Source organism: Aliidiomarina indica (genome assembly GCF_015354615.1).
GTDB lineage: Bacteria > Pseudomonadota > Gammaproteobacteria > Enterobacterales > Alteromonadaceae > Aliidiomarina > Aliidiomarina indica.
In genome coordinates this window covers 83,036-103,387 of the sequence record NZ_JACAVQ010000001.1, presented here as the reverse complement: position 1 = coordinate 103,387, position 20,352 = coordinate 83,036, and the positions used below count along the sequence as shown (strand labels likewise).

Below are 20,352 nucleotides of genomic sequence, written 5' to 3'. Positions count from 1 at the left end.
GTTTACTTGAAACCAGCCCACCTGCCTATGGATTCTCAGTTTTTCCAGAAAAACCTACGTTCTGTAAGTTGTTTCCGAGCGCCTAAAAACGGATAATAGCTAAAATTTTCCGAATTCTCCTGACAATCGGTGCAGCATTGACATGACCGAAATCTTATTGCTCCTGATCGCGACCGTACTTGTGAACAACTTTGTGTTGGTCCAATTCCTCGGCCTGTGCCCGTTTATGGGGGTTTCTAACAAGCTAGAAACCGCTATTGGGATGTCGATGGCGACAACGTTCGTTTTAACATTGGCGTCTGTGAGCAGTTATTTGGTAAACCAATATATCTTGCAGCCTCTCGATTTGATGTCGTTACGGACGCTAAGTTTCATTTTAGTTATCGCCGTGGTGGTTCAGTTCACCGAAATGGTGGTGCATAAAACCAGCCCTACGCTGTATCGCCTCCTCGGCATATTTTTACCTTTGATTACCTCTAACTGCGCGGTGTTGGGTGTGGCCTTGTTAAATGTGAACGAGCAACACAACTTTATCGAATCTATTGTTTATGGATTTGGTGCTGCAGTCGGTTTCTCACTTGTGCTTATCCTGTTCTCAGCCCTGCGCGAGCGCATCGCCGCCGCTGATGTTCCCCTTCCCTTTAAAGGGGCTGCCATCGGGATGATTACTGCTGGCCTGATGTCGCTAGCATTTATGGGCTTTGCCGGCTTGGTGAGCTTCTCATGAGTTGGATCATCGGCATTATTGCCCTATCCGTTCTCGCTCTGGTGGCTGGGTTAATCCTCGGCTTTGCCGCCATTCGGTTTCGCGTGGAAGGGGATCCGATCGTCGAACAAATCGATCAGATTCTCCCGCAAACGCAATGTGGCCAGTGTGGATATCCTGGGTGTCGCCCTTACGCCCAAGCTATTGCGGATGGCGATGAGCTCAATAAGTGTCCCCCTGGCGGACAAGCGACCATCGATCGACTTGCCGACTTACTGGGTCGCGAAGCGAAGCCATTAGACGCCGCTCATGGCGCTGAAGATGTGAAGAAGGTCGCCGTTATTCGTGAAGATGAGTGTATCGGCTGTACCAAGTGTATTCAGGCATGTCCGGTGGATGCCATTATGGGCGCAACACGACAAATGCATACAGTGATTGCCGATGAATGCACCGGCTGTGACCTCTGTGTAGAGCCTTGCCCGGTCGATTGTATCGATATGCTGCCGTTACCGAGCAAACCAGAACGCTGGACTTGGAACCTTGAACAAATTCCGGTTCAGAATATTACCGATGCCGCGACCGCCCAGCAATCTCAGGGAGGTGAGCGATGAGTGCGGTACAGAAGTACAGCGGCAACGACGCAGATATTCGCTTATGGAGTTTTCCCGGCGGCATTCATCCCCCCGAGCGCAAGGCCCCAGCGAACCAAGCACCGATCCAGCGACTTGCTCTCGCTGATGAGTTTATTATTCCACTGCGCCAGCATATCGGTGCCTTAAGCGAGGTGCAGGTTGCAGTCGGCGATCACGTTCTTAAGGGCGATTTACTGAGCGCTCCTGGTATCGAACATGGGCTTCCCGTACATGCGCCAACGTCCGGTGAAATTATCGAGATTGGCGAATTTCCGCTAAATCATCCGTCTGGTCTTTCTGGTCCCGGTATTCGTTTGCGCAGCGATCATCTCGATAGCTGGGGTGAACGCAAGCCTCTTGCCGACTACCAACAGCATAATCATCTGGAAGTTCTGGAACATTTGCAACACATGGGTATTGCAGGCCTGGGTGGGGCTGGATTCCCCACTGCGCGCAAAGTGGCCAGTGCGCAGGGCATTGATTGTTTGATTATCAACGGTGCTGAATGTGAACCATACATTGCTGCCGATGACCGCTTGATGCGCGAGCATGCAGACGAAATTGTTCGCGGCAGCTTAATCTTGCAGTGGCTGACTCACGCCAAATCAATTCTCATCGCGATTGAAGATAACAAGCCTGAGGCTATTGCTGCGATGCGTAATGCTCTCGCGCAAGCAAATGAGAACACGCTTGCAACGCAAGCATCAGAGCTGGCTCTGAAGGTGGTGGTGATTCCCACAAAATATCCTTCAGGTGGCGAGCGCCAGCTCACTCAAATCCTTACCGGTAAACAAGTGCCCGCCAACGGACTGCCGGCAGATATTGGCATTTTAATGCACAATACTGGCACTGCTTGGGCGGTATGTCGGGCGATCGACCATGGCGAGCCCTTGCTTGAACGGGTCGTTACTCTTACCGGAGAGGCGATACGCCGCCCCTGCACCGCATGGGTGCCTTTAGGTACACCCGTTCAGCACTTACTGGAACAAGTCGATTTTCAACCTGAGGCGCAACAGCGAGTCATTATTGGTGGCCCCATGATGGGCTTTACCCTCCCCCACCTTCAGGTACCGGTGATCAAGACCACCAACTGCGTTCTTGCGCCCACGCGCAAAGAATTGCCACCCGCCGGGCCGGAAATGCCCTGTATTCGCTGTGGTGCGTGCGCCGATGTCTGTCCTGCAAGCCTGCTGCCCCAACAACTTTATTGGTTGGCAAATGCCAATGATTACGATGGGCTTAAAGCACATCACTTGGCCGACTGCATCGAGTGTGGTGCCTGCGCGTACGTGTGTCCCAGTGAAATCCCCTTAGTGCAATATTACCGCCAAGCTAAAGCGGAGATGCGTGAACAAGCAATTGAACACCATAAGGCCGAAATTGCACGACAACGTTTTGAAGCACGACAGGCACGGCTTGAACGAGAAAAACAAGAGCGCTTGGAGCGTCATGCTCAGGCTGCAAAAGCACGTGAAGAAGCCTTAGCGGCGCGCAAACAACAACCGCAAGCAAGTGACGATGGTGCACCGCGTACACCAGCTAAGCCAGATGCAAACACCGACCCGGTCGCATCTGCCGTTGCTCGCGCGAAAGCGAGAAAGGCCGAGCGTGAAGCAGCCCGTGCTGAGAGCAAGGAATCACCCGCAGAATCGGCCACAGAGGCAGCGCCCCCTGAGGATCCCAAGAAAGCCGCAGTCGCGGCAGCCATCGCCCGTGCCAAGGCACGCAAGGCTGCAAAACAGAAGGACGAGGATTCATGAGTTTCTTTATCGCCTCCTCACCCCATCATCATTTGCGCCGCAGTACCGCCGATCTGATGCGTTTGGTGCTGATCGCAATGATTCCGGGTGTACTCGCGCAATGGTACTTCTTTGGCTGGGGCGTCATTTTACAGCTAATCCTTGCTATCGGTGTTGCCCTTGCGGCAGAGGCCGTATGTTTGTTGGCGCGCAATCGGGAGCCCAGTAGCGGCTTACGCGATTATACAGCGGTTGTTACCGCAGCACTGCTGGCCGTAAGTATTCCACCACTCGCCCCGTGGTGGGTTATTGTGATTGGTACCTTGTTCTCGATTGTTATCGTTAAGCATCTGTTTGGCGGGGTTGGCCACAATATTTTTAATCCGGCAATGGCCGGTTATGTGCTGTTACTGGTTTCGTTCCCGGTACAAATGACCAGTTGGTTACCTCCTGCAACCATCGCCCAAGAGCTGCCAGGGTTTTGGGATAGCGTTCGTGTGTTGCTGTTTGGCTTTACCGGCGATGGCTATAGCCTCGAGCAAATTCGACGGGTAGACACCGGCGCCATGCTTGATGCTGTGGTCATGGCAACGCCTCTGGATCATATAAAAACCGAATTAGCACAAGGCTATACCCTGTCTGAAGCCAAAAGCGCCATAATTTTTCAGGGCGCCGCCGGCACTGGTTGGCAGTGGGTGAATCTGGCCTACTTAGCCGGTGGTCTATATCTGTTAAAACAACGGGTTATTACTTGGCATATCCCCGGCGCTTTATTGGGAAGTCTCGGGTTGCTCGCATTGATTGGGGCCGTCTTTGCACCAGATTCACTGCCTAACGTGGATATTCATCTTCTCAGCGGTGCAACTATGTTAGCCGCCTTCTTTATTGCCACCGATCCGGTATCGGCTGCAACATCAACCCGGGGCAAGTTGGTCTATGCTGCTTTAATTGGTCTTCTCATCTATGTGATTCGCACCTGGGGCGGTTATCCCGACGCAGTTGCTTTTGCCGTGCTGTTAGCTAATCTTTGCGTGCCGGTGATCGATCAATACACCAGACCCACCGTGTATGGCCACCATGAGGAGCGCCGCTAATGCTAAAAACGATGCAAAAGAACGGCCTCATTCTTGGTGGCTTCGCGGTACTGGCAACCACGTTGATTATTATCGCCCAGTTGTTAACTGCCGACCGTATTGAAGCGCAGCAACGACAAGAGCTCATGCGTACTCTGAATACTCTGATTCCACCCGCTCTACACGATAATGATCTGTATAGCGATTGCATTCTGCTCAATCGACCTGAGGTATTAGGGTTAGCCGAGCAACCGGTGTATCGCGCTCGCATAAATGGCGCGCCGAGCGCTGTAGCTATCCGCACCACGGCTCCAGACGGCTATAGTGGTCAAATCCACTTGCTTGTGGCGCTTACCCCTCAAGGTGTGGTCAAGGGCGTCCGCGTGTTGCAGCATCGAGAAACGCCTGGGCTAGGTGACAAAATTGAAGTGGAACGCAACCCTTGGATTCTGGGTTTTGATAATCAACGCATGCGTAGTGAAAACGACGCCCGTTGGGCAGTCCGCCGCGATGGTGGCATGTTTGATCAGTTTACCGGAGCGACCATTACGCCTCGGGCCGTGGTCAATGCGGTTGCCCGCACCACGTGGTTTGCTCAAAATGAAATGGACGCTTTATTTCAGGCGCCGTCGAATTGCCTAGGTGATCCAGAGCAATGGTTTGAGGAGCAATCATGAGTAGCGAGTACCAAACCTTAACCAAGAATGGCTTGTGGGAAAACAACCCCGCGTTAGTTCAGCTATTGGGGCTTTGTCCGCTGCTTGCAGTGACAGGCACGGTTACCAACGCATTAGGTTTGGGTATTGCCACCATGCTGGTACTGATCGGTTCCAACGTCACTGTCTCTTTAGTGCGTAATTTCGTGCCAAAAGAAATCCGCATTCCAGTTTTTGTGATCGTGATCGCCACCTTCGTTACCCTCGTTGAGCTTCTGATGAACGCCTTTACCTATGGCCTCTATATGGCCTTAGGTATCTTTATCCCACTTATCGTCACTAACTGTGCCATTATTGGCCGAGCTGAGGCCTACGCATCAAAAAATCCGTGGCCGCAGGCTGCTTTTGATGGCTTTATGATGGGCTTGGGTTTTGCCTGCGTATTAGTCGTTCTTGGCGCTATGCGAGAACTGCTGGGTCAAGGCACTTTATTTGATGGGGCTGAAATGCTCCTCGGCGAGTGGGCTCGTGATTTACGCATTCAGCTGGTTCAGTTTGATTATCCACTTTTACTAGCCATCTTACCCCCGGGCGCATTTTTAGGAATGGGTTTTCTGATTGCGGGAAAAAACTGGCTCGATGGACGGCGCCTACAAAAAGCGCAACAATCACCGGTCGTTAAGGCGCAACGCGCTCGGGTAACCACCGTAAACTAATAAACGCTATTTGAAACGCTTATGAACCAACAAAAACGGATTGAAATACTCACGCGATTGCGCGACGCAAATCCGCACCCAACAACCGAATTAAACTTTAGTAACCCGTTTGAGCTGTTAATTGCTGTATTGCTCTCGGCTCAAGCCACTGATGTCGGTGTTAACAAAGCAACGGGTCCCTTATTTGCCGTGGCGAATAACCCAAAAGATATGCTCGCGCTTGGGGTTGCTGGGGTGAAGGACTACATCAAAACCATCGGCTTGTTTAATACTAAAGCTGAGAACGTGATTAAAACGTGTCGGATTCTAGTGGAAAAACATCAGGGCGTGGTACCGGAAGATCGGGAAGCCCTTGAAGCGTTACCGGGCGTGGGCCGAAAAACCGCAAATGTGGTATTGAACACTGCTTTTGGCTGGCCCACCATTGCCGTGGATACCCATATCTTTCGGGTTAGCAACCGTACTAAATTTGCGCCTGGGAAAACCGTGGATGCAGTGGAGCAACGATTGCTCAAAGTAGTCCCCGCGGAATTTAAGGTCGATGTGCACCACTGGCTGATCTTACATGGTCGTTACACCTGTATTGCCCGTAAACCCCGCTGCGGATCCTGTATCATTGAAGATCTGTGTGAATTTAAAGATAAAATCGATATTTAAGGATATTCATGACGACCACTAAACCGCAGATCAAAGATCGCTTTCGCGGCTACCTCCCTGTCGTCATCGACGTTGAAACGGCAGGTTTTCATGCCAGCACCGATGCCTTGTTAGAAATTGCAGCGGTTATTGTTGATTTTAACGAGCAAGGCGAATTAGTGCCTGTGGCTACCCACCACGCGCACGTGGAGCCTTTTGAAGGGGCCAATATTGAACAAGCCGCCATTGAGTTTAATGGCATTGATCCTTTTAACCCGTTACGTGGCGCCGTGTCCGAACGGGATGCCCTGCACAAACTATTTAAAGCCATTCGCAAAGCACAAAAAGAAGCCGGTTGTCAGCGCAGTGTGTTGGTCGGCCATAACGCCACCTTCGATTTGGGCTTTGTTATGGCGGCAGCGGAGCGCGCTGAATTAAAACGAAATCCGTTTCATCCGTTCGTTACCTTTGATACCTCGGCCATGGCCGCCCTTACGCTCGGCCAAACCGTATTAGTAAAAGCCTGCCAAGCGGCGGGTATCCCCTTTGATGGTAAGTCGGCCCATAGCGCGCTGTATGACACTGAGCGCACCGCAGAGCTGTTCTGCTGGATGGTGAATCGATATCAAGCACTCGGCGGCTGGCCGTTAGATACAGAGACCGACAGCGCGTAACCAACGCACCGCGTTGGTCAGCAGCGAATGAAATACCTCGCTGTCGTTCGGGTCGGCTGCCTTACCAGATAAAAAAAACCGCGCCGAAGCGCGGTTTTTTGTGTCCGTTCCACCGTAGCCAACGCATTGCGTTGGTACGCTTTCTCGCGGGAACCAACCCATTGCGTTGGTTCCACTACCTCACTAGCACTTACAGCTTAGCGCTGTTCTTGCTCAGGTATGCAGCAACACCAGCAGCGTCAGCTTTCATGCCTTCGTCGCCTTTGTTCCAACCTGCAGGACACACTTCACCGTGCTCCTGGTGGAATGCCAAGGCATCAACCATACGCAGCATTTCGTCAACGTTACGGCCAAGTGGCAAATCATTGATTACTTGATGACGCACCATGCCTTCCTCGTCGATCAAGAACGATGCACGGAACGCAACGCCTGCTTCTGGATGCTCAACATCATAAGCTTTGCAGATTTCATGTTTTACGTCAGCAACAAGCGGGTATTTCACTTCGCCGATACCGCCCTTGTCTACTGCCGTGTTACGCCATGCGTGATGCGAGAACTGAGAATCGATCGAGACACCGATTACCTGTACACCACGACTTTCAAATTCAGCTAAACGCTTATCGAACGCGATCAGCTCAGAAGGACACACAAAAGTGAAGTCCAACGGATAGAAGAAAACCACTGCTTTCTTACCGCGGATGTGGTCGCTTAACGTGAAGTTGTCAACAATTTCACCGGTACCCAATACTGCAGCAGCAGTAAAGTCAGGGGCCTGGCGGCCAACTAATACAGCCATGTAGATCTCCGTTATTTCAAAAAATATAGTTTTAATAGCACGCCTTCGCAGAACGAAAGCAACGAGTTAAACAATGATGTGTTAGGACGACGCTTCGTCGTCTACCGCTGGAGCCGCTTCGTCGATGAGCGGTTGCAGCTCATTTTGCTGGAACATCTCTAAAATGATGTCGCAGCCACCAATGAGTTCACCTTTTACCCATAACTGAGGGAACGTCGGCCAGTTTGCAATGCGCGGGAGTTCAGCCCGAATATCTGGGTTTTGCAGAATATCCACATACGCAAAGGGTTTGCCACAGGCCATCAGCGCCTGTGATGCCTGAGCAGAAAAACCACAGCTCGGAAGTTTCGGTGAACCCTTCATGTACAACAGCACCGGGTTTTCCTCGATTTGCTGACGAATACGAGCTTCGGTATCTTGCGCTTGATCTGGTTGCATATCTTGCATAATGGCTCCTTCACGCAGTCTGGGTAATTTCGGTACGCAAACATTCATTGTTTGCTACATCCCGACAAAATCGGCGCCGAATTATAACACAAATGCAGTGCAAGGATGAAGCCACCCGTATCCGCAAAAACAAATTTCTGCACCCTTGAAAACCAGATGGAGTAACTCCATGTATATAGAATGGTGAGGGAAAGTGTTTCATTTAAGAAGCGCTCCGCTATACTTACATTATTCACCGACATCGGTATTCTTTTTTTGAGCAAAGCCGATGTCAGCATTTGCACCTAGAAATGGAGAAGCACATCATGGCTTTCGAACTACCCGCTTTGCCTTATGAGAAAAACGCATTGGAACCGCATATCTCTGCCGAGACCCTTGAGTATCATTACGGCAAACATCACCAAACCTACGTAGACAAGCTGAACGGTCTGGTTAAGGATTCAGAGTTTGCGGGTAAGTCTCTTGAAGAAATCGTGAAAACCTCCAGTGGCGGTATGTTTAACAACGCTGCGCAGGTATGGAACCACACCTTCTACTGGCATTCGCTAAGCCCTAATGGCGGTGGCAAGCCTACCGGTGCATTGGCTGAAGCGATTGACGACAAATGGGGCTCATTTGAGAAGTTCCAAGAAGCGTTTAACAACAGCGCGGTGAACAACTTTGGCTCATGCTGGACATGGCTAGTGAAAACGGCCGATGGTAGCTTGGATATCGTTAATACCAGCAATGCAGCAACACCGCTTACGGATGATAACCTTACCCCAATCCTAACGGTCGACTTGTGGGAGCACGCCTACTACATCGATTACCGTAATGCCCGTCCAAAATACTTGGAAGGCTTCTGGGCGTTGGTTAACTGGGAATTTGCTAGCAAAAACTTTGGCTAATCCCCATTAAAAAAACCGCAGAAGTGAATGCTTCTGCGGTTTTTTTGTGCGCGTAGCAACGAGAGCTTTATTCTACCAAGTTCTCAGGAATGGTATCGCGCAAATCTTTCCAAATTGCAGCCGAGTCATAACCATACTGGCGCACTAAATTCGTTGAGCCATTATAGTCTTTCGCTTCAACCAACTTGGTAAGCTCTTTGTAATACTGACGTGCAAGCTCGCGGCCTTTTGCATTTGAGAAGTAGAACTGACCAATGCGCGCGTACAGCCCTTTGAAACCATTTAGGACGAGCACATAAATCGGGTTACCCGATGCGTGGGCGAGTTCATGGTTCAAATGGTAATCAAATTCCGCAAAGGCTTTCGCCGTATCTTCTAATTTCTCTGAATCACGTAACACGCTGAGGGCTTTCTCGCTGTCATTACGGATGGCTTGGCGGATATATATGGCGCTAATATTGGTACGCGCCGATAACAGATGGTCGACCAGATCGGGCATCCCTTCTTCATCTAACCGCGCCAGCGTTTCAAGAATATTTAAGCCCGATGTTTCCCAGAAGTTATTCACGCGGGTGGGTTTACCATGTTGAATCGTCAACCAACCGTCACGTGCCAACCGTTGCAGAACTTCCCGCAACGTTGTTCGAGTTACCCCGATTAGTTCGGATAACTCACGCTCGGCGGGGAGAATAGAACCTGGTGCAAAATCGCCTTTCCAAATTGATTTTACAATAAACTCTTCCGCAAACCCCGCAGGGCTCTTCGCTTTGATAAACATAAATGCCTTTTTTCCATCTAATGGAGTCACGCTAGCGTATTCCAATACGAGTTATTTCCGCTTATGATGCGCTAAGTACTAGCAACGTCATTACCTTGCTATGTCTGCCCGCTCGAGTCAAAGACCGATATGGCAGTAGCATCGTAGAGCAGATGCGTTAAGATGCAGACAGAAAACGATTGTAACGTGCTGCTAATGGTCGGACAAGTTTTATCATACTTACTTCCTACACTTAGAGCACAGTAATTAAATATAGAGACCATTGTGAGTTTAATAAATCTTCATTCCGTTGCCCACTGGCCGCAACAACGTGGCCCTTGGTTAATATTGGCAACCTCAGCCACCATTTTGGTTCTTATTGCCCTCTGGTTTCAGCATGTTCAGGGGCTCGTTCCCTGCGTGCAGTGTATCTATCAACGCACCGCCATGATTGCCATTGCCCTGTTCGGCTGGATTGGCGTGTTGGCACCACACTATTTGACCGTGCGGCTTGTGGCTATGCTAGGTTGGCTCGCAAGCGCCGGCGCCGGGTTTTATTCCGCGCATCATCATATCTACCTGCAAACCAAAGCAAATCCGCTATTCACCAGTTGTAGTCCGTTTCCCGATTTCCCGCAGTGGGCACCATTGCATGAGTGGTTCCCGAATTTGTTCGGCGCGGGCGGGCTATGCACAGATATCGATTGGTCGTTTCTAGGTTTGAGCATGCCGGGCTGGCTGCGCATTATTTTTGCCGTATATTTTATAATTGCCCTGTTTGTTCTCGCCACGCGGTTGGTGCGGCTGCAGCGATTATAGCGGCACGGTTTTCATTAGGGCTGGTATTTTAGCGGCCAGCGCACAATCTCACCGTCTTCAGGGTCACATTCCGTGTCATGCACGAGCCTGTGGCCCACAATCGACATTCCAGCCTTACGCATAGCCTCTTGGCTACCTTGATGTCGTAATGGGTGCCAACTGGGTAAATCATGTCCTTCGTACAGGCGTCGATAAGCGCAGGATGGCGGCATAAAGTGGATTGATTCAAGGTTATCCGGCGTCAGTACAACACAGTCCGGCACTGTTTTCAGCCGATCGGGATAGTCACTACACCGCCCACTGGAATGGTCAAGAAGTTGGCATGTCACATGGGTAAAATGCGCCACTTCATCGGCGCTCATAGGGCGCTGCGGATCGCCCTCGTCAGCGTCAATTAATTTGTGTAAACAACATTTACCACAACCATCGCACAGCGACTCCCATTCCTCGCGAGTCATCTGAGCGAGGCTCTTATGCTCCCAAAATGGCTGTGACTTATTATTCATGGCTTCGCCGCCACAACAACCTGCCATTGCACACATTGTTTGCTGCCTGTCACAAGCTCAAGGGTAAGCTCATCTCCTGCCTGCAATGGTCCCACGCCTGCCGGTGTGCCAGTAAGCACCACATCACCAGGCTCAAGGGAGAACACCTGACCCATCTCACGGATGAGCTGGGCAATAGAGAAAATCATCTGCTTCGCCTCACCCTCTTGCTGCACATGACCATTGCGCAGTAGACGCAAACGCAGGTCCGTCATCGGTCCTGATTGTGCCACGGGTACAAAATCCGTAAGTGGGCAGCTACCGCGAAAGGCCTTGGCCCGCTCCCAAGGCTGGCCCGATTGCTTCAGCGCCGTTTGTACATCACGCAAGGTTAAATCCAGCGCCAACCCGACACCACTAATGGTCGCCAGTAAGGGCGCATCGTTGTTGTCGCCAAGGTGCGCCAACAGCGCTTGATTCACTGGCTTACCTATCAGCAAGGCAATCTCAAGCTCATGATGGCATTCGCCCTGATCGCTCGGAATCTCGATGCTATTAAGTTCACCTTGTAGCAGCTGCTGAAGCGAGGAGGCTGGCTTACTAAACAGTAATGGGGCTTCGGGAACTGCGTTCCCTAACTCGGCGGCGTGGGCGGCGTAATTGCGACCCACACAGTAAAAAGTACCCAAAGAAAACGGCGCCAGCGCACCGTTTATATACACAAGAGAACGACTCACAAACTACCGTCCCATTTGAATGCGGTCAGCAAGATGCCCTACCGCCACCACAAAATAATTTGAGCGGTTCCAACGCATCAATACGTCCCAATTGTGATAGGCCAGATAGATACGACCGGTTTTGTCGTCGGGAATAATCAAAGACGCATTAATATCGCGGGTTGGGAGGTCACTGCCATCGTAACGACGAACCCCTAACTCTTGCCACTCTGAAAGCGATTTTTTGGTCGTAAGACCTGCCACGCTGGTATCAAAATCCGCCGGTAAACGCACCTGACGTCCCCAGGTCTTGCTGTCGTCCCAACCAACCTGTGATAAATAATTGGCCGCCGACGCGAACACATCTGGATAGCTGTTCCAAATATCAATTTTGCCATCGCCATCGTAATCAATCGCGTAGCTTAAGAACGAGCTAGGCATAAATTGGGTTTGTCCCATTGCACCGGCCCAAGAGCCGCGCATTTGCTCCGGTTCAATGTGGCCTGCATCAATAATTTCCAGCGCTTGCATCAATTGACGTTTAAAGAATTCTTCGCGACGGCCTTCGTACGCTAAGGTCGCTAATGCAGAAACAACCCTAAAGTTGCCCGTATAGCCACCATAGTTGGTTTCAATTCCCCACAAAGCGACGATAAAACGCGGCTGCACACCAAATTTCTCGCCAATCTCTTCAAGCAGCTCTCGATGTTCTTGGTATTTGCGGATGCCTTGCTGCACTTTCCAATCTGGCACTGCTCGGGGCAAATAGGTATCCAGTGTGATCGTAAACTCAGGTTGGTTGCGATCAGCGCTCACGGCGCGCGCATAAAATTGCGGATCGGTAAACGCACGTTCAATCGCGTTTTCCGATATACCGTGCTCCCTGGCCGCTTGTTTCAATGTTTCGACATAAGCCGGAAATCCGTCCGGATCCACCGCATGTGCCGCTGGAATCACAAAGCTAGCTGAAGATGCTAATGCCACTGCCCCTATAACAGGCAGGGAAATAAGCCGACGCACACGAGCAAACCATACTTTACGCATCAGGAACACTCCTCTCTGACGGGATCGATAAATCAATCGTTTAATGTTGCCAACATATTCACTGGCGGAGGTGGTATCTGTAGATAGTACCCCTCTGTGCTCAGGTGTTCCAGCAGCTTTACACCGTCTAAACGGGCAAACTTGCGCTCTGGGGTCACCAAGAGACGTGTTACTTCGTGCTCAGGGGTAAATAAGGTTTGCAGTGTATCCGGTAACTCCGACACCAATGCGTCGGCCGGTATAAATAAGTAGGTATCCGCTTTGCGTGGTGAACGCAGGATGCGACACAACATATAACAACTCCGGGCTATTCTAAAATAACGAAATAAAGCCAATTAAAACAATGTTTGCAATGGCTCTTTTAACAGCCTACCGCGCCAACCGCTGTATAAATCCGGTGCGTCAATCTGCTCCCGGGTTGCGGCCGGTGTGAAATGTTCCCACAGGTAAACCTCATTAATCTGTTTGCGCGATCCGAGCATGCTAGCGGGTATGTCATTGGCTTCCGCAATATCTTTCAACAAGGCTTTCGCCGCTTTAAAAAAGCGCTTATAGGCACCATCTTGATCAAAACGTGGAATCGCTTCTGGGTGCTCTGACTCAGGCACCGCCAATCCTTGTTCGACACAGGCTAACAATTCTTTGCTGTAACGGCGCAGCGAAATGGGGTGCAGCTCCTCAATTTGCGATAGCTGATAACGGTTTTGAGCTTCGCTTCGCGCGATTTCGATGAGGGCGTTGTCTTTCGCAATGAATGGCAACGCAATGTTGCGCTCCCGAGCGATGTGCAAACGCCATTTGGTTAGTTCGCGAAGAATAGCGCGTTGTTGGCCATTGAGAACCGATACCCCTCCTACATCGCGCCAGGCAAACTCCGCGTTTACTTCACGTCCGCGCTTCGCGACCTGTTCCGCACACTCGGCAACGACAAGTGCATCCTTGCCCGACTCAATTGCCTTGGCGCGTATCCGCGGATACATTTCTGATAAATATTCCACGTCGGCAGCAGCATAATCGAGTTGTTGTTGCGTCAGCGGACGCTGCAACCAATCGGTGCGAGATTGGCTTTTATCAAGCTCAATATTGAGCATAAGCTCAACCAAACCCGCATAGCCAATTTGTTTGCCATCGGTCAAAAAACCATGGGCAATTTGCGTATCAAATAGATTCGCCGGCGCGCCCTGCGCACGATGGAAGATCTCTAAGTCTTCTCCCGCCGCGTGAACCACGGTAACCATCGTTGGATCGCGTAACAACGACCACAAAGGGGTCAAATCGATATCCAGTAGTGGATCAACCAAAATGAGTTGGTCACCGGCCTTGGCCTGCAACAATCCAAGCTCTGCGTATAAAGTCCGGGTGCGAACAAACTCAGTGTCCACCACTAACCAGCCATGTTGTTTTGCCTGATCGCAAAACGCCACCAGTTCCCCGGTGGCGTTAATTACACGGTACGTTATCGATTCCGTCATTCGTCACGCAGCTCGCGACGAAGAATTTTACCGACATTGGTTTTTGGCAGTTCATCACGGAACTCAACCAATTTAGGTACCTTGTATGCAGTTAGATTTTCGCGACAGTAATCAATGATTTCTTTTTCACTGAGTGAGCTGTCTTTCTTCACCACTACAATTTTCACAACTTCGCCAGACGCTTCGTGCGCAACGCCTACCGCAGCCACTTCCAGCACTTTCGGATGGCTCGCTACAACGTCTTCAATTTCATTCGGGTAGACGTTAAATCCAGACACGAGAATCATGTCTTTCTTACGGTCAACAATTTTGAAGAAGCCATCTTCGTCCACAGTACCCATATCGCCGGTTGCAAACCAACCGTCTTTAATCGCTTCCGCAGTCGCTTCCGGACGACCTAGGTATCCGGCCATCACTTGCGGGCCTTTGACCATAATTTCGCCAGGTTCACCCATGGGCACTTCGTTACCCTCTTCATCGACAACTTTCACATCGGTCGACGGCAGCGGAATACCAATGGAACCGGTATAGTGCTCGATATCAAATGGATTTGCAGTCACCACCGGTGAACATTCTGTAAGGCCGTAACCTTCCAGCAATGCCGAACCTGTCACTTTCTCCCAATTTTCAGCAACCGCACGTTGCACGGCCATACCGCCGCCAAGTGCAATTTTAAGTTCGCTGAAATCAAGATCTTTAAAGCCGGGGGTATTCAACAAACCATTAAACAAGGTATTCACACCAGAGATCATGGTGAACTTATGCTTACCGAGTTCTTTCACAAACGCCGGCATATCACGAGGATTGGTAATCAGAATGTTCTTACCACCAAATTTCAGGAACGCTAAGCAGTTCGCGGTCAGAGCGAAGATATGATAAAGCGGAAGTGCCGTAATCACGACTTCTTGCCCGTCGCTTAAGCGCGGCAAAATGAAAGCCGAAATTTGATCAAGGTTCGCCACCATATTACGGTGCGTGAGCATTGCACCTTTGGAAACGCCTGTGGTTCCGCCGGTATACTGCAAAAACGCCAAGTCGTCGCCCGTCATATTCTCAGGACGCTTGTACGTCGATTTCGCACCCATACTTAAGGTATCGTTAAATTCAACGGTATTGCTTAGGCTGTAGGCGGGTACCATTTTCTTCACGTACTTGACGACGCCATTCACAATCCAGCGCTTCGGCACCGGCATCATATCGCCGATACCCGTCAGCACCACTTTATCGAGCTTCACATCTTTAATGATTTTCTCGAGGGTGTGGGCAAAGTTTTTCAGAATCACAATAACTTTGGTACCCGAGTCGGTCAGCTGGTGTTTCAACTCACGCGCGGTGTACAGCGGATTCACATTTACCACAACCATGCCCGCACGGAGAATTCCAAACAAGGCCACTGGGTACTGCAATAGGTTGGGCATCATTACGGCCACGGGATCGCCTTTTTTCAATCCCAAGCTTTGCAGGTAGGCAGCGAACTGTTCCGTGAGTTGGTCTAATTCTTTGTAGGTGATGTCTTTATCCATGTTCTGGAAAGCCACCTGATCCGCGTATTTCTTTACGCTCTCTTCAAAGATCTCCACCAACGAAGGATAATGATCCGGGTCAATTTCTGTGGGTACGCCATTTGGATAGCGCTTTAGCCAAATCTTTTCCACCTTGATTGCTCCTAATATTTTTTTACTTTTATTCGAGAAGAAAACACGTCATATTCTCATATCGGACCAGTTGATCCTAGTAGTGATCACGACTTTTCAGTGATGCCGCTCACAATTTGTGCTACCTGCTGCGGCTGTTCCATATGAACGTGATGCCCGCCTTGCAGTCGGTGAACCTGAAGTTGTGGAAGGTACGCTTCCCAAATCTTCAATCCGCGCACGATATCCGGTGTGCCTTGGTCACCAAGAATCAAATCCACCGGACATTCAATGTGTTTCAACATATCGACCGCTTGCTCTGCTGTAAAGCGAAATGGTGATGCCAAGCGAACACGGGGATCAACCGTCCACGTATATCCCTGCTCCACCGAAACAAGATTTCGCTCTACAATTAAACGCGCTAAATCTGTATTCAGATTGCTTTTCTCCGCTCGCAGGCGCACCAAACGTTCCTTATCGGAATACACAGGAGGACGTTTCGCCACAAGATTTCTGCGGTCAATCAATGCTTTTTTCAGATGTTCGACAAACTGGCCGCTCGGACTAATCCAGAGTCCAAATGCTTCAATCAATGTTAGTCGAGAAATGCGCTCAGGGCATAATGCAGCAACAACTTGTGCGACAAAACCACCCATACTGTGGCCTAACAAATGAATTGAATGCCAATCTTGCGTCTCTAGCAACTGCACGATGTCGGCCACATATTCGGTAAAGTAATACCAGGCCCCAGCAGCACGATGATCCGATAACCCATGGCCGGCAAAGTCGACCGCAACGGCTTTCTCATCGTTCCACAAAGCAAACAACGGTTGAAAGCTGGCCGCGTTATCGAGCCAGCCATGCAGCGCCAGAATAGAAGGAGAAACAAAGTCGCCGGTAGCTACACCGGCGAGATGAAATGAACGCTGAGCGTCGAGCGGATAGCGAGTCGCGATCACTGTTGCTGACGTATGTCTGTTCGAGATCGCGGGCTCTCGGATTCTACCCGTGGACGTCGCTGCTCAGGAGGACTCGATGGTTCCGGAGCACGCTGAATCGGACGTGTTCCATAAGGGAAATAATAGGGGTGATAGCGATACGGACCGGTGCCATACAAATAATGGCGATACCAAGGCGAGAACGGATCGCGATGCCATACCTCAATGCGCTGCGGATCTTCGCGCCATAGTTGCACGCCCCGCGAACTTACAATCGGAAAGCTAAATTCATACTCGCCGATGAGGTCTGTTTGAAAGCCTGAGAGTTCACCTAACACGGTCACTTCACGACCAACACGGTAAATTTCTGGATCTGCAAACCCATCCACAATAAAGCGAAAGCGTCCTGGGGTTTCATTGCTTACCCAAGGTCGGCCAGTGCCGCGAAGCGTAAAGTAAACCACCTCAATTTCAGAGTGGTCTTTACGATTATGAACCGCCGCAATAACACCACCCCAACGCAGGGACGTCCCTATCGCTTGTTCGCTCTGCTCCACTACCGCCCGGTAGGTCGTGGTTTCGGGGATATCACCACGAATCGGTTCAGGTAAACGGGACGCACAGCCGCTGAGCAACAGCAGTGCTGTCGCTGAGACAATTATCGCTTTCATTACGGTCATGGCTTTCATTTGAGGTTACCTCTACAACTTAAGTGCGCCTATTCGCGCCCGGGCAATTTCTGCCACGTGACTTCATTGCGCACATACTCCACATCAAATTGTTCAGGGCGAACGGCCTTTCCAGCTTGCCACGCCGCCTGCGCTAAAACTAGCATATCTTCAGCGTGCGGGAAGCGCACATCCGCCAAATGTGGAATATGAGCAAGCTCTGATGAAGCCCGCAGTGCTTCCGGCAATTCATTCGCATAGGTTTCAAACCCTGTTCCTACGCCATGCCACTGTGTATCCACCGCTTGATTCGAGGGTACACTCACCTGTGAAGGTGGACATACTCGCGCGGGATCGTCCATAACCATCAGACCATGCTGCAGGGAACAGGTTCCCCAGTACACTTCTCCCATCCGCGCATCAATGGCCGCAGCAACATGATGAACAGCGTGCTTACGATACGCCTGTTGTGCCATTGCCTGTAGGCTAGACACCCCAATCAGAGGAATATTTTGGCTAAACGCCAAGCCTTGGGCAACACCGGCGGCAATACGAACCCCAGTAAAGCTACCAGGACCACTGCCAACAGCAATAGCGTCGAGATCTGCAAGCGTCATTCCCGCTTCTGTCAGTACATCTTGCACATAAGGCAGCAGCAGATTTGCATGTTGCCGGGGCGCTTCTTGCCCCCGCACAAATACCTGATCGCCCTGTTGAATCGCCACAGAACAAAATTCTGTGGCGCTATCAATTGCTAACAGCGTGGGTTTGCCTGCTTTGTTGTTCATTGAATCCTTACCTACTGAGTACGAACGTATCGTTATCGCATTTAGATGTCAGGTGTCGACGTCGACACCGCTTTCAATTCTTCATCCCCTGCCGGGTCATTACTTTGTGGCGGTGGCGCCTTCTGCAAAAAATCTAATGCTTGCTGTAGCGAACGAGTTCGCGCCATCGGTGGCAAGCTGGCAAGAAAGGTCGCCCCGTACTGGCGCGTTACCAAACGATTGTCACAGATAATCAGTACGCCGCGGTCGGTAACATCGCGTACTAATCGTCCCGCGCCCTGTTTCATGGTAATCACTGCTTGCGGAATTTGAATACTGGCAAAAGGATCGAGTCCGCGCAATTTCGCATCTTCCACTCGCGCTTGCAGCAGAGGCTCATCAGGCGAGCTAAAGGGGAGTTTGTCGATCATAACACAGCGCAACGCGTCTCCGCGCACATCTACGCCTTCCCAGAACGAGCTGGTACCCAAAAGTACGCCATTGCCCGCCTCAACAAATTGATTGAGCAGCTCCCGTTTGCTGGTTTGCCCCTGAATTAATACGGGTCGTGAGAGCGTATCTTGAACCAGCCCAGCCACTAATTGCAGCATACGGTGGCTGGTAAACAGTACAAAGGTACCCCCGCTATTGTGAGCAACCACCTGCCTGACAATATCAGCCAGTGCTTGGGGCATTGCGCGTTCGTGAGGTTCGGGTAAATAGCGCGGCAAACACAGCATGGCCTGTTGCTGAAAGTCAAACGGACTATCCAGAATCATGGTGTTTTCATTCGACACACCCAGACGCTCACAAAAATAATCAAACGAGCCATTCACGGTGAGTGTGGCCGACGTAAATACCCAACGGGCATCTTGTTCTGCCAGTTGCTTGCCGAAAGGCTCCGCCACCGATAATGGCGTGCGGTGCATACTGACATGGCGCGGCGTGCTCTCAAACCAATAGCTATAACCGGTTATTTGGGTGGCTTGCAGCAATTCCCAGCGCTTGTGAATAAGCTCTAAGCGCTCATAGCAATTATCTAAATCTTTATCGCGCCCGAGCAATTGTTTGCAAATGGCCCGCGCTCGACTAATCAGTTCCCCCAAGCGTGTGCTCGATTGGCTTAAATCGTCTTTTTGCAGGGCGTCACGCCAGTTCCCACGCTCCGGATCAATCGGGAAACACAGCCTTAAATCACGGGCGGCGCGCTCGAGCTGATCCGCAATCTGTGACAGGCTTCGCGCATCGCGCACCACGGTTTTATACAGAAGCTGAATATCGCGACACCATTCCACGATTTGCCGTGTCGAGACGGTATCACTGAAATACTGGCTGGCGATATCCGGTAATTGATGTGCTTCATCAAATACAATTAAGTCCGCGGCCGGGATCAGCTCACCAAACCCGGTATCTTTCAACACCAAGTCTGCGCAAAATAAATGGTGGTTAACCACAACGATATCGGCTTCTAACGCTTCCTTGCGTGCTTTTACCAGATAGCAGTCTTCATAATGGGGGCATTCACGGCCCAAGCAATTATCAATGGTGCTGGTTACACGGGGCAACACTGGTGCATCTTCGGGAAGAGTGGTCAGTTCGCTCAAGTCACCGCTTTTACTGCGATTGGCCCAGTCGCGCACCGTTTGGAGTTGATCGAGTATTAATTCATCGGCATCCACCGGATGGCGAATATTTTGCTCTAAACGCTGAATGCACAAATAATTGGAGCGTCCTTTTAGTAAGGCCGCCACTGCCCTCGGAGCAAGCGCTTCACGCAAACGCGGCAGATCACGATGAAATAGCTGTTCTTGCAAATTGCGCGTACCGGTCGACAAAATCACTTTGCCGCCTTTCAGTAACGCCGGTGCCAAATAGGCGAATGTTTTGCCAGTGCCCGTTTCCGCTTCCACCACGAGCTGCGCGCCAGCTTTATCTAAAGCCGCAATTGCGGCGGCCATAGCCTGTTGCGCTGGCCGCGGCTGAAAGCCGGGAAGTGACTGACTCAGGGCACCTTCCGGTGCAAAAACTGCGCGAACCTCTGACATCCATTCGTCCTTTGCGATATGCTGTCGGTTATTATTTCATAAGTC

23 protein-coding genes are annotated in these 20,352 nt (G+C 50.8%); 10 read left to right on the top strand and 13 right to left on the bottom strand.

Annotated features, from left to right (window positions below; translation table 11 throughout):
- The first annotated feature begins 142 nt into the window (after positions 1 to 142).
- Genes rsxA through rnt form a run of 8 tightly spaced genes read left to right on the top strand, consistent with a single transcriptional unit; the run spans position 143 to position 6,832 of the window.
- Positions 143 to 727: an electron transport complex subunit RsxA gene (gene rsxA / locus HXZ99_RS00510; RefSeq protein ID WP_194755333.1), complete on the top strand. Its 585-nt coding sequence runs from the start codon at positions 143 to 145 to the stop codon at positions 725 to 727.
- Positions 724 to 1,317 carry an electron transport complex subunit RsxB gene (gene rsxB / locus HXZ99_RS00505; protein WP_194755332.1) on the top strand — a complete coding sequence of 198 codons (594 nt, stop codon included), beginning with the start codon at positions 724 to 726 and terminating at the stop codon, positions 1,315 to 1,317. The genes rsxA and rsxB overlap by 4 nt, the downstream gene beginning before the upstream one ends.
- On the top strand, positions 1,314 to 3,098 hold the full coding sequence (gene rsxC, locus HXZ99_RS00500) for an electron transport complex subunit RsxC (protein WP_194755331.1): 1,785 nt from the start codon (positions 1,314 to 1,316) through the stop codon (positions 3,096 to 3,098). Before rsxB ends, rsxC begins: the two co-directional genes overlap by 4 nt.
- Positions 3,095 to 4,171: an electron transport complex subunit RsxD gene (rsxD, locus tag HXZ99_RS00495; RefSeq protein WP_194755330.1), complete on the top strand. Its 1,077-nt coding sequence runs from the start codon at positions 3,095 to 3,097 to the stop codon at positions 4,169 to 4,171. Before rsxC ends, rsxD begins: the two co-directional genes overlap by 4 nt.
- Positions 4,171 to 4,827 carry an electron transport complex subunit RsxG gene (gene rsxG / locus HXZ99_RS00490; RefSeq protein WP_194755329.1) on the top strand — a complete coding sequence of 219 codons (657 nt, stop codon included), beginning with the start codon at positions 4,171 to 4,173 and terminating at the stop codon, positions 4,825 to 4,827. The genes rsxD and rsxG overlap by 1 nt, the downstream gene beginning before the upstream one ends.
- Positions 4,824 to 5,522 carry an electron transport complex subunit E gene (locus HXZ99_RS00485; protein WP_194755328.1) on the top strand — a complete coding sequence of 233 codons (699 nt, stop codon included), beginning with the start codon at positions 4,824 to 4,826 and terminating at the stop codon, positions 5,520 to 5,522. The genes rsxG and HXZ99_RS00485 overlap by 4 nt, the downstream gene beginning before the upstream one ends.
- A gap of 21 nt (positions 5,523 to 5,543) precedes the next feature.
- Positions 5,544 to 6,179, top strand: a complete 636-nt coding sequence (nth, locus tag HXZ99_RS00480; protein ID WP_194755327.1) for an endonuclease III — start codon at positions 5,544 to 5,546, stop codon at positions 6,177 to 6,179.
- Positions 6,180 to 6,187: 8 nt separating this feature from the next.
- Complete coding sequence (rnt, locus tag HXZ99_RS00475; RefSeq protein ID WP_194755326.1) at positions 6,188 to 6,832, top strand: ribonuclease T; 645 nt, start codon at positions 6,188 to 6,190, stop codon at positions 6,830 to 6,832.
- Positions 6,833 to 7,022: 190 nt separating this feature from the next.
- Here the strand turns inward: rnt and HXZ99_RS00470 are convergent, their stop codons facing one another.
- Entirely contained in the window at positions 7,023 to 7,628 is a 606-nt protein-coding gene (locus tag HXZ99_RS00470) for a peroxiredoxin (RefSeq protein ID WP_194755325.1), read from the bottom strand.
- A gap of 81 nt (positions 7,629 to 7,709) precedes the next feature.
- Positions 7,710 to 8,075 carry a Grx4 family monothiol glutaredoxin gene (gene grxD / locus HXZ99_RS00465; protein WP_194755324.1) on the bottom strand — a complete coding sequence of 122 codons (366 nt, stop codon included), beginning with the start codon at positions 8,073 to 8,075 and terminating at the stop codon, positions 7,710 to 7,712.
- Between the two features lie 305 nt (positions 8,076 to 8,380).
- Here grxD and sodB point away from each other — a divergent pair, with 305 nt between their 5' ends.
- Positions 8,381 to 8,962, top strand: coding sequence for a superoxide dismutase [Fe] (sodB, locus tag HXZ99_RS00460; protein ID WP_194755323.1), 582 nt, complete (start codon positions 8,381 to 8,383; stop codon positions 8,960 to 8,962).
- A 67-nt stretch (positions 8,963 to 9,029) separates the two neighbouring features.
- Here the strand turns inward: sodB and fadR are convergent, their stop codons facing one another.
- Positions 9,030 to 9,740, bottom strand: a complete 711-nt coding sequence (fadR, locus tag HXZ99_RS00455) for a fatty acid metabolism transcriptional regulator FadR (protein WP_194755322.1) — start codon at positions 9,738 to 9,740, stop codon at positions 9,030 to 9,032.
- Positions 9,741 to 10,004: 264 nt separating this feature from the next.
- Between fadR and dsbB the strand changes: the two genes are divergently transcribed.
- Positions 10,005 to 10,538: a disulfide bond formation protein DsbB gene (gene dsbB, locus HXZ99_RS00450; RefSeq protein WP_194755321.1), complete on the top strand. Its 534-nt coding sequence runs from the start codon at positions 10,005 to 10,007 to the stop codon at positions 10,536 to 10,538.
- 14 nt (positions 10,539 to 10,552) lie between these two features.
- On the opposite strand, the gene HXZ99_RS00445 is transcribed toward dsbB, so the two are convergent.
- The 10 genes from HXZ99_RS00445 to HXZ99_RS00400 all read right to left on the bottom strand — a co-directional run bounded on the left by HXZ99_RS00445 (position 10,553) and on the right by HXZ99_RS00400 (position 20,307).
- Entirely contained in the window at positions 10,553 to 11,044 is a 492-nt protein-coding gene (locus tag HXZ99_RS00445; protein ID WP_194755320.1) for a YcgN family cysteine cluster protein, read from the bottom strand.
- Positions 11,041 to 11,760 carry a fumarylacetoacetate hydrolase family protein gene (locus HXZ99_RS00440; RefSeq protein ID WP_194755319.1) on the bottom strand — a complete coding sequence of 240 codons (720 nt, stop codon included), beginning with the start codon at positions 11,758 to 11,760 and terminating at the stop codon, positions 11,041 to 11,043. Before HXZ99_RS00440 ends, HXZ99_RS00445 begins: the two co-directional genes overlap by 4 nt.
- Positions 11,761 to 11,763: 3 nt before the next feature.
- Positions 11,764 to 12,783, bottom strand: a complete 1,020-nt coding sequence (locus tag HXZ99_RS00435; protein WP_194755318.1) for a lytic murein transglycosylase — start codon at positions 12,781 to 12,783, stop codon at positions 11,764 to 11,766.
- Between the two features lie 32 nt (positions 12,784 to 12,815).
- Entirely contained in the window at positions 12,816 to 13,076 is a 261-nt protein-coding gene (locus HXZ99_RS00430) for a YcgL domain-containing protein (RefSeq protein WP_194755317.1), read from the bottom strand.
- 42 nt (positions 13,077 to 13,118) lie between these two features.
- Positions 13,119 to 14,255 (bottom strand): ribonuclease D, encoded by a 1,137-nt coding sequence (gene rnd / locus HXZ99_RS00425; protein WP_194755316.1) that lies wholly within the window; start codon positions 14,253 to 14,255, stop codon positions 13,119 to 13,121.
- Complete coding sequence (fadD, locus tag HXZ99_RS00420) at positions 14,252 to 15,910, bottom strand: long-chain-fatty-acid--CoA ligase FadD (RefSeq protein ID WP_194755315.1); 1,659 nt, start codon at positions 15,908 to 15,910, stop codon at positions 14,252 to 14,254. Before fadD ends, rnd begins: the two co-directional genes overlap by 4 nt.
- Before the next feature lie 86 nt (positions 15,911 to 15,996).
- Positions 15,997 to 16,848 carry an alpha/beta fold hydrolase gene (locus HXZ99_RS00415; RefSeq protein ID WP_194755314.1) on the bottom strand — a complete coding sequence of 284 codons (852 nt, stop codon included), beginning with the start codon at positions 16,846 to 16,848 and terminating at the stop codon, positions 15,997 to 15,999.
- Entirely contained in the window at positions 16,845 to 17,516 is a 672-nt protein-coding gene (locus tag HXZ99_RS00410) for a Slp family lipoprotein (RefSeq protein WP_194755313.1), read from the bottom strand. The genes HXZ99_RS00415 and HXZ99_RS00410 overlap by 4 nt, the downstream gene beginning before the upstream one ends.
- 29 nt (positions 17,517 to 17,545) lie before the next feature.
- Positions 17,546 to 18,283 (bottom strand): tRNA (adenosine(37)-N6)-threonylcarbamoyltransferase complex dimerization subunit type 1 TsaB, encoded by a 738-nt coding sequence (gene tsaB / locus HXZ99_RS00405; RefSeq protein WP_194755312.1) that lies wholly within the window; start codon positions 18,281 to 18,283, stop codon positions 17,546 to 17,548.
- 41 nt (positions 18,284 to 18,324) lie between these two features.
- On the bottom strand, positions 18,325 to 20,307 hold the full coding sequence (locus HXZ99_RS00400; RefSeq protein WP_194755311.1) for an ATP-dependent DNA helicase: 1,983 nt from the start codon (positions 20,305 to 20,307) through the stop codon (positions 18,325 to 18,327).
- Positions 20,308 to 20,352: the final 45 nt, after the last annotated feature.

What these genes read in the sequence shown, in the direction of transcription:
- rsxA (WP_194755333.1), top strand. Translation starts at nt 143, where the DNA reads ATGACCGAAATCTTATTGCTCCTGATCGCGACCGTACTTGTGAACAAC.
- rsxB (WP_194755332.1), top strand. Translation starts at nt 724, where the DNA reads ATGAGTTGGATCATCGGCATTATTGCCCTATCCGTTCTCGCTCTGGTG.
- rsxC (WP_194755331.1), top strand. Translation starts at nt 1,314, where the DNA reads ATGAGTGCGGTACAGAAGTACAGCGGCAACGACGCAGATATTCGCTTA.
- rsxD (WP_194755330.1), top strand. Translation starts at nt 3,095, where the DNA reads ATGAGTTTCTTTATCGCCTCCTCACCCCATCATCATTTGCGCCGCAGT.
- rsxG (WP_194755329.1), top strand. Translation starts at nt 4,171, where the DNA reads ATGCTAAAAACGATGCAAAAGAACGGCCTCATTCTTGGTGGCTTCGCG.
- HXZ99_RS00485 (WP_194755328.1), top strand. Translation starts at nt 4,824, where the DNA reads ATGAGTAGCGAGTACCAAACCTTAACCAAGAATGGCTTGTGGGAAAAC.
- nth (WP_194755327.1), top strand. Translation starts at nt 5,544, where the DNA reads ATGAACCAACAAAAACGGATTGAAATACTCACGCGATTGCGCGACGCA.
- rnt (WP_194755326.1), top strand. Translation starts at nt 6,188, where the DNA reads ATGACGACCACTAAACCGCAGATCAAAGATCGCTTTCGCGGCTACCTC.
- HXZ99_RS00470 (WP_194755325.1), bottom strand. Translation starts at nt 7,628, where the DNA reads ATGGCTGTATTAGTTGGCCGCCAGGCCCCTGACTTTACTGCTGCTGCA.
- grxD (WP_194755324.1), bottom strand. Translation starts at nt 8,075, where the DNA reads ATGCAAGATATGCAACCAGATCAAGCGCAAGATACCGAAGCTCGTATT.
- sodB (WP_194755323.1), top strand. Translation starts at nt 8,381, where the DNA reads ATGGCTTTCGAACTACCCGCTTTGCCTTATGAGAAAAACGCATTGGAA.
- fadR (WP_194755322.1), bottom strand. Translation starts at nt 9,740, where the DNA reads ATGTTTATCAAAGCGAAGAGCCCTGCGGGGTTTGCGGAAGAGTTTATT.
- HXZ99_RS00445 (WP_194755320.1), bottom strand. Translation starts at nt 11,044, where the DNA reads ATGAATAATAAGTCACAGCCATTTTGGGAGCATAAGAGCCTCGCTCAG.
- HXZ99_RS00435 (WP_194755318.1), bottom strand. Translation starts at nt 12,783, where the DNA reads ATGCGTAAAGTATGGTTTGCTCGTGTGCGTCGGCTTATTTCCCTGCCT.
- HXZ99_RS00430 (WP_194755317.1), bottom strand. Translation starts at nt 13,076, where the DNA reads ATGTTGTGTCGCATCCTGCGTTCACCACGCAAAGCGGATACCTACTTA.
- rnd (WP_194755316.1), bottom strand. Translation starts at nt 14,255, where the DNA reads ATGACGGAATCGATAACGTACCGTGTAATTAACGCCACCGGGGAACTG.
- HXZ99_RS00410 (WP_194755313.1), bottom strand. Translation starts at nt 17,516, where the DNA reads ATGAAAGCCATGACCGTAATGAAAGCGATAATTGTCTCAGCGACAGCA.
- tsaB (WP_194755312.1), bottom strand. Translation starts at nt 18,283, where the DNA reads ATGAACAACAAAGCAGGCAAACCCACGCTGTTAGCAATTGATAGCGCC.
- HXZ99_RS00400 (WP_194755311.1), bottom strand. Translation starts at nt 20,307, where the DNA reads ATGTCAGAGGTTCGCGCAGTTTTTGCACCGGAAGGTGCCCTGAGTCAG.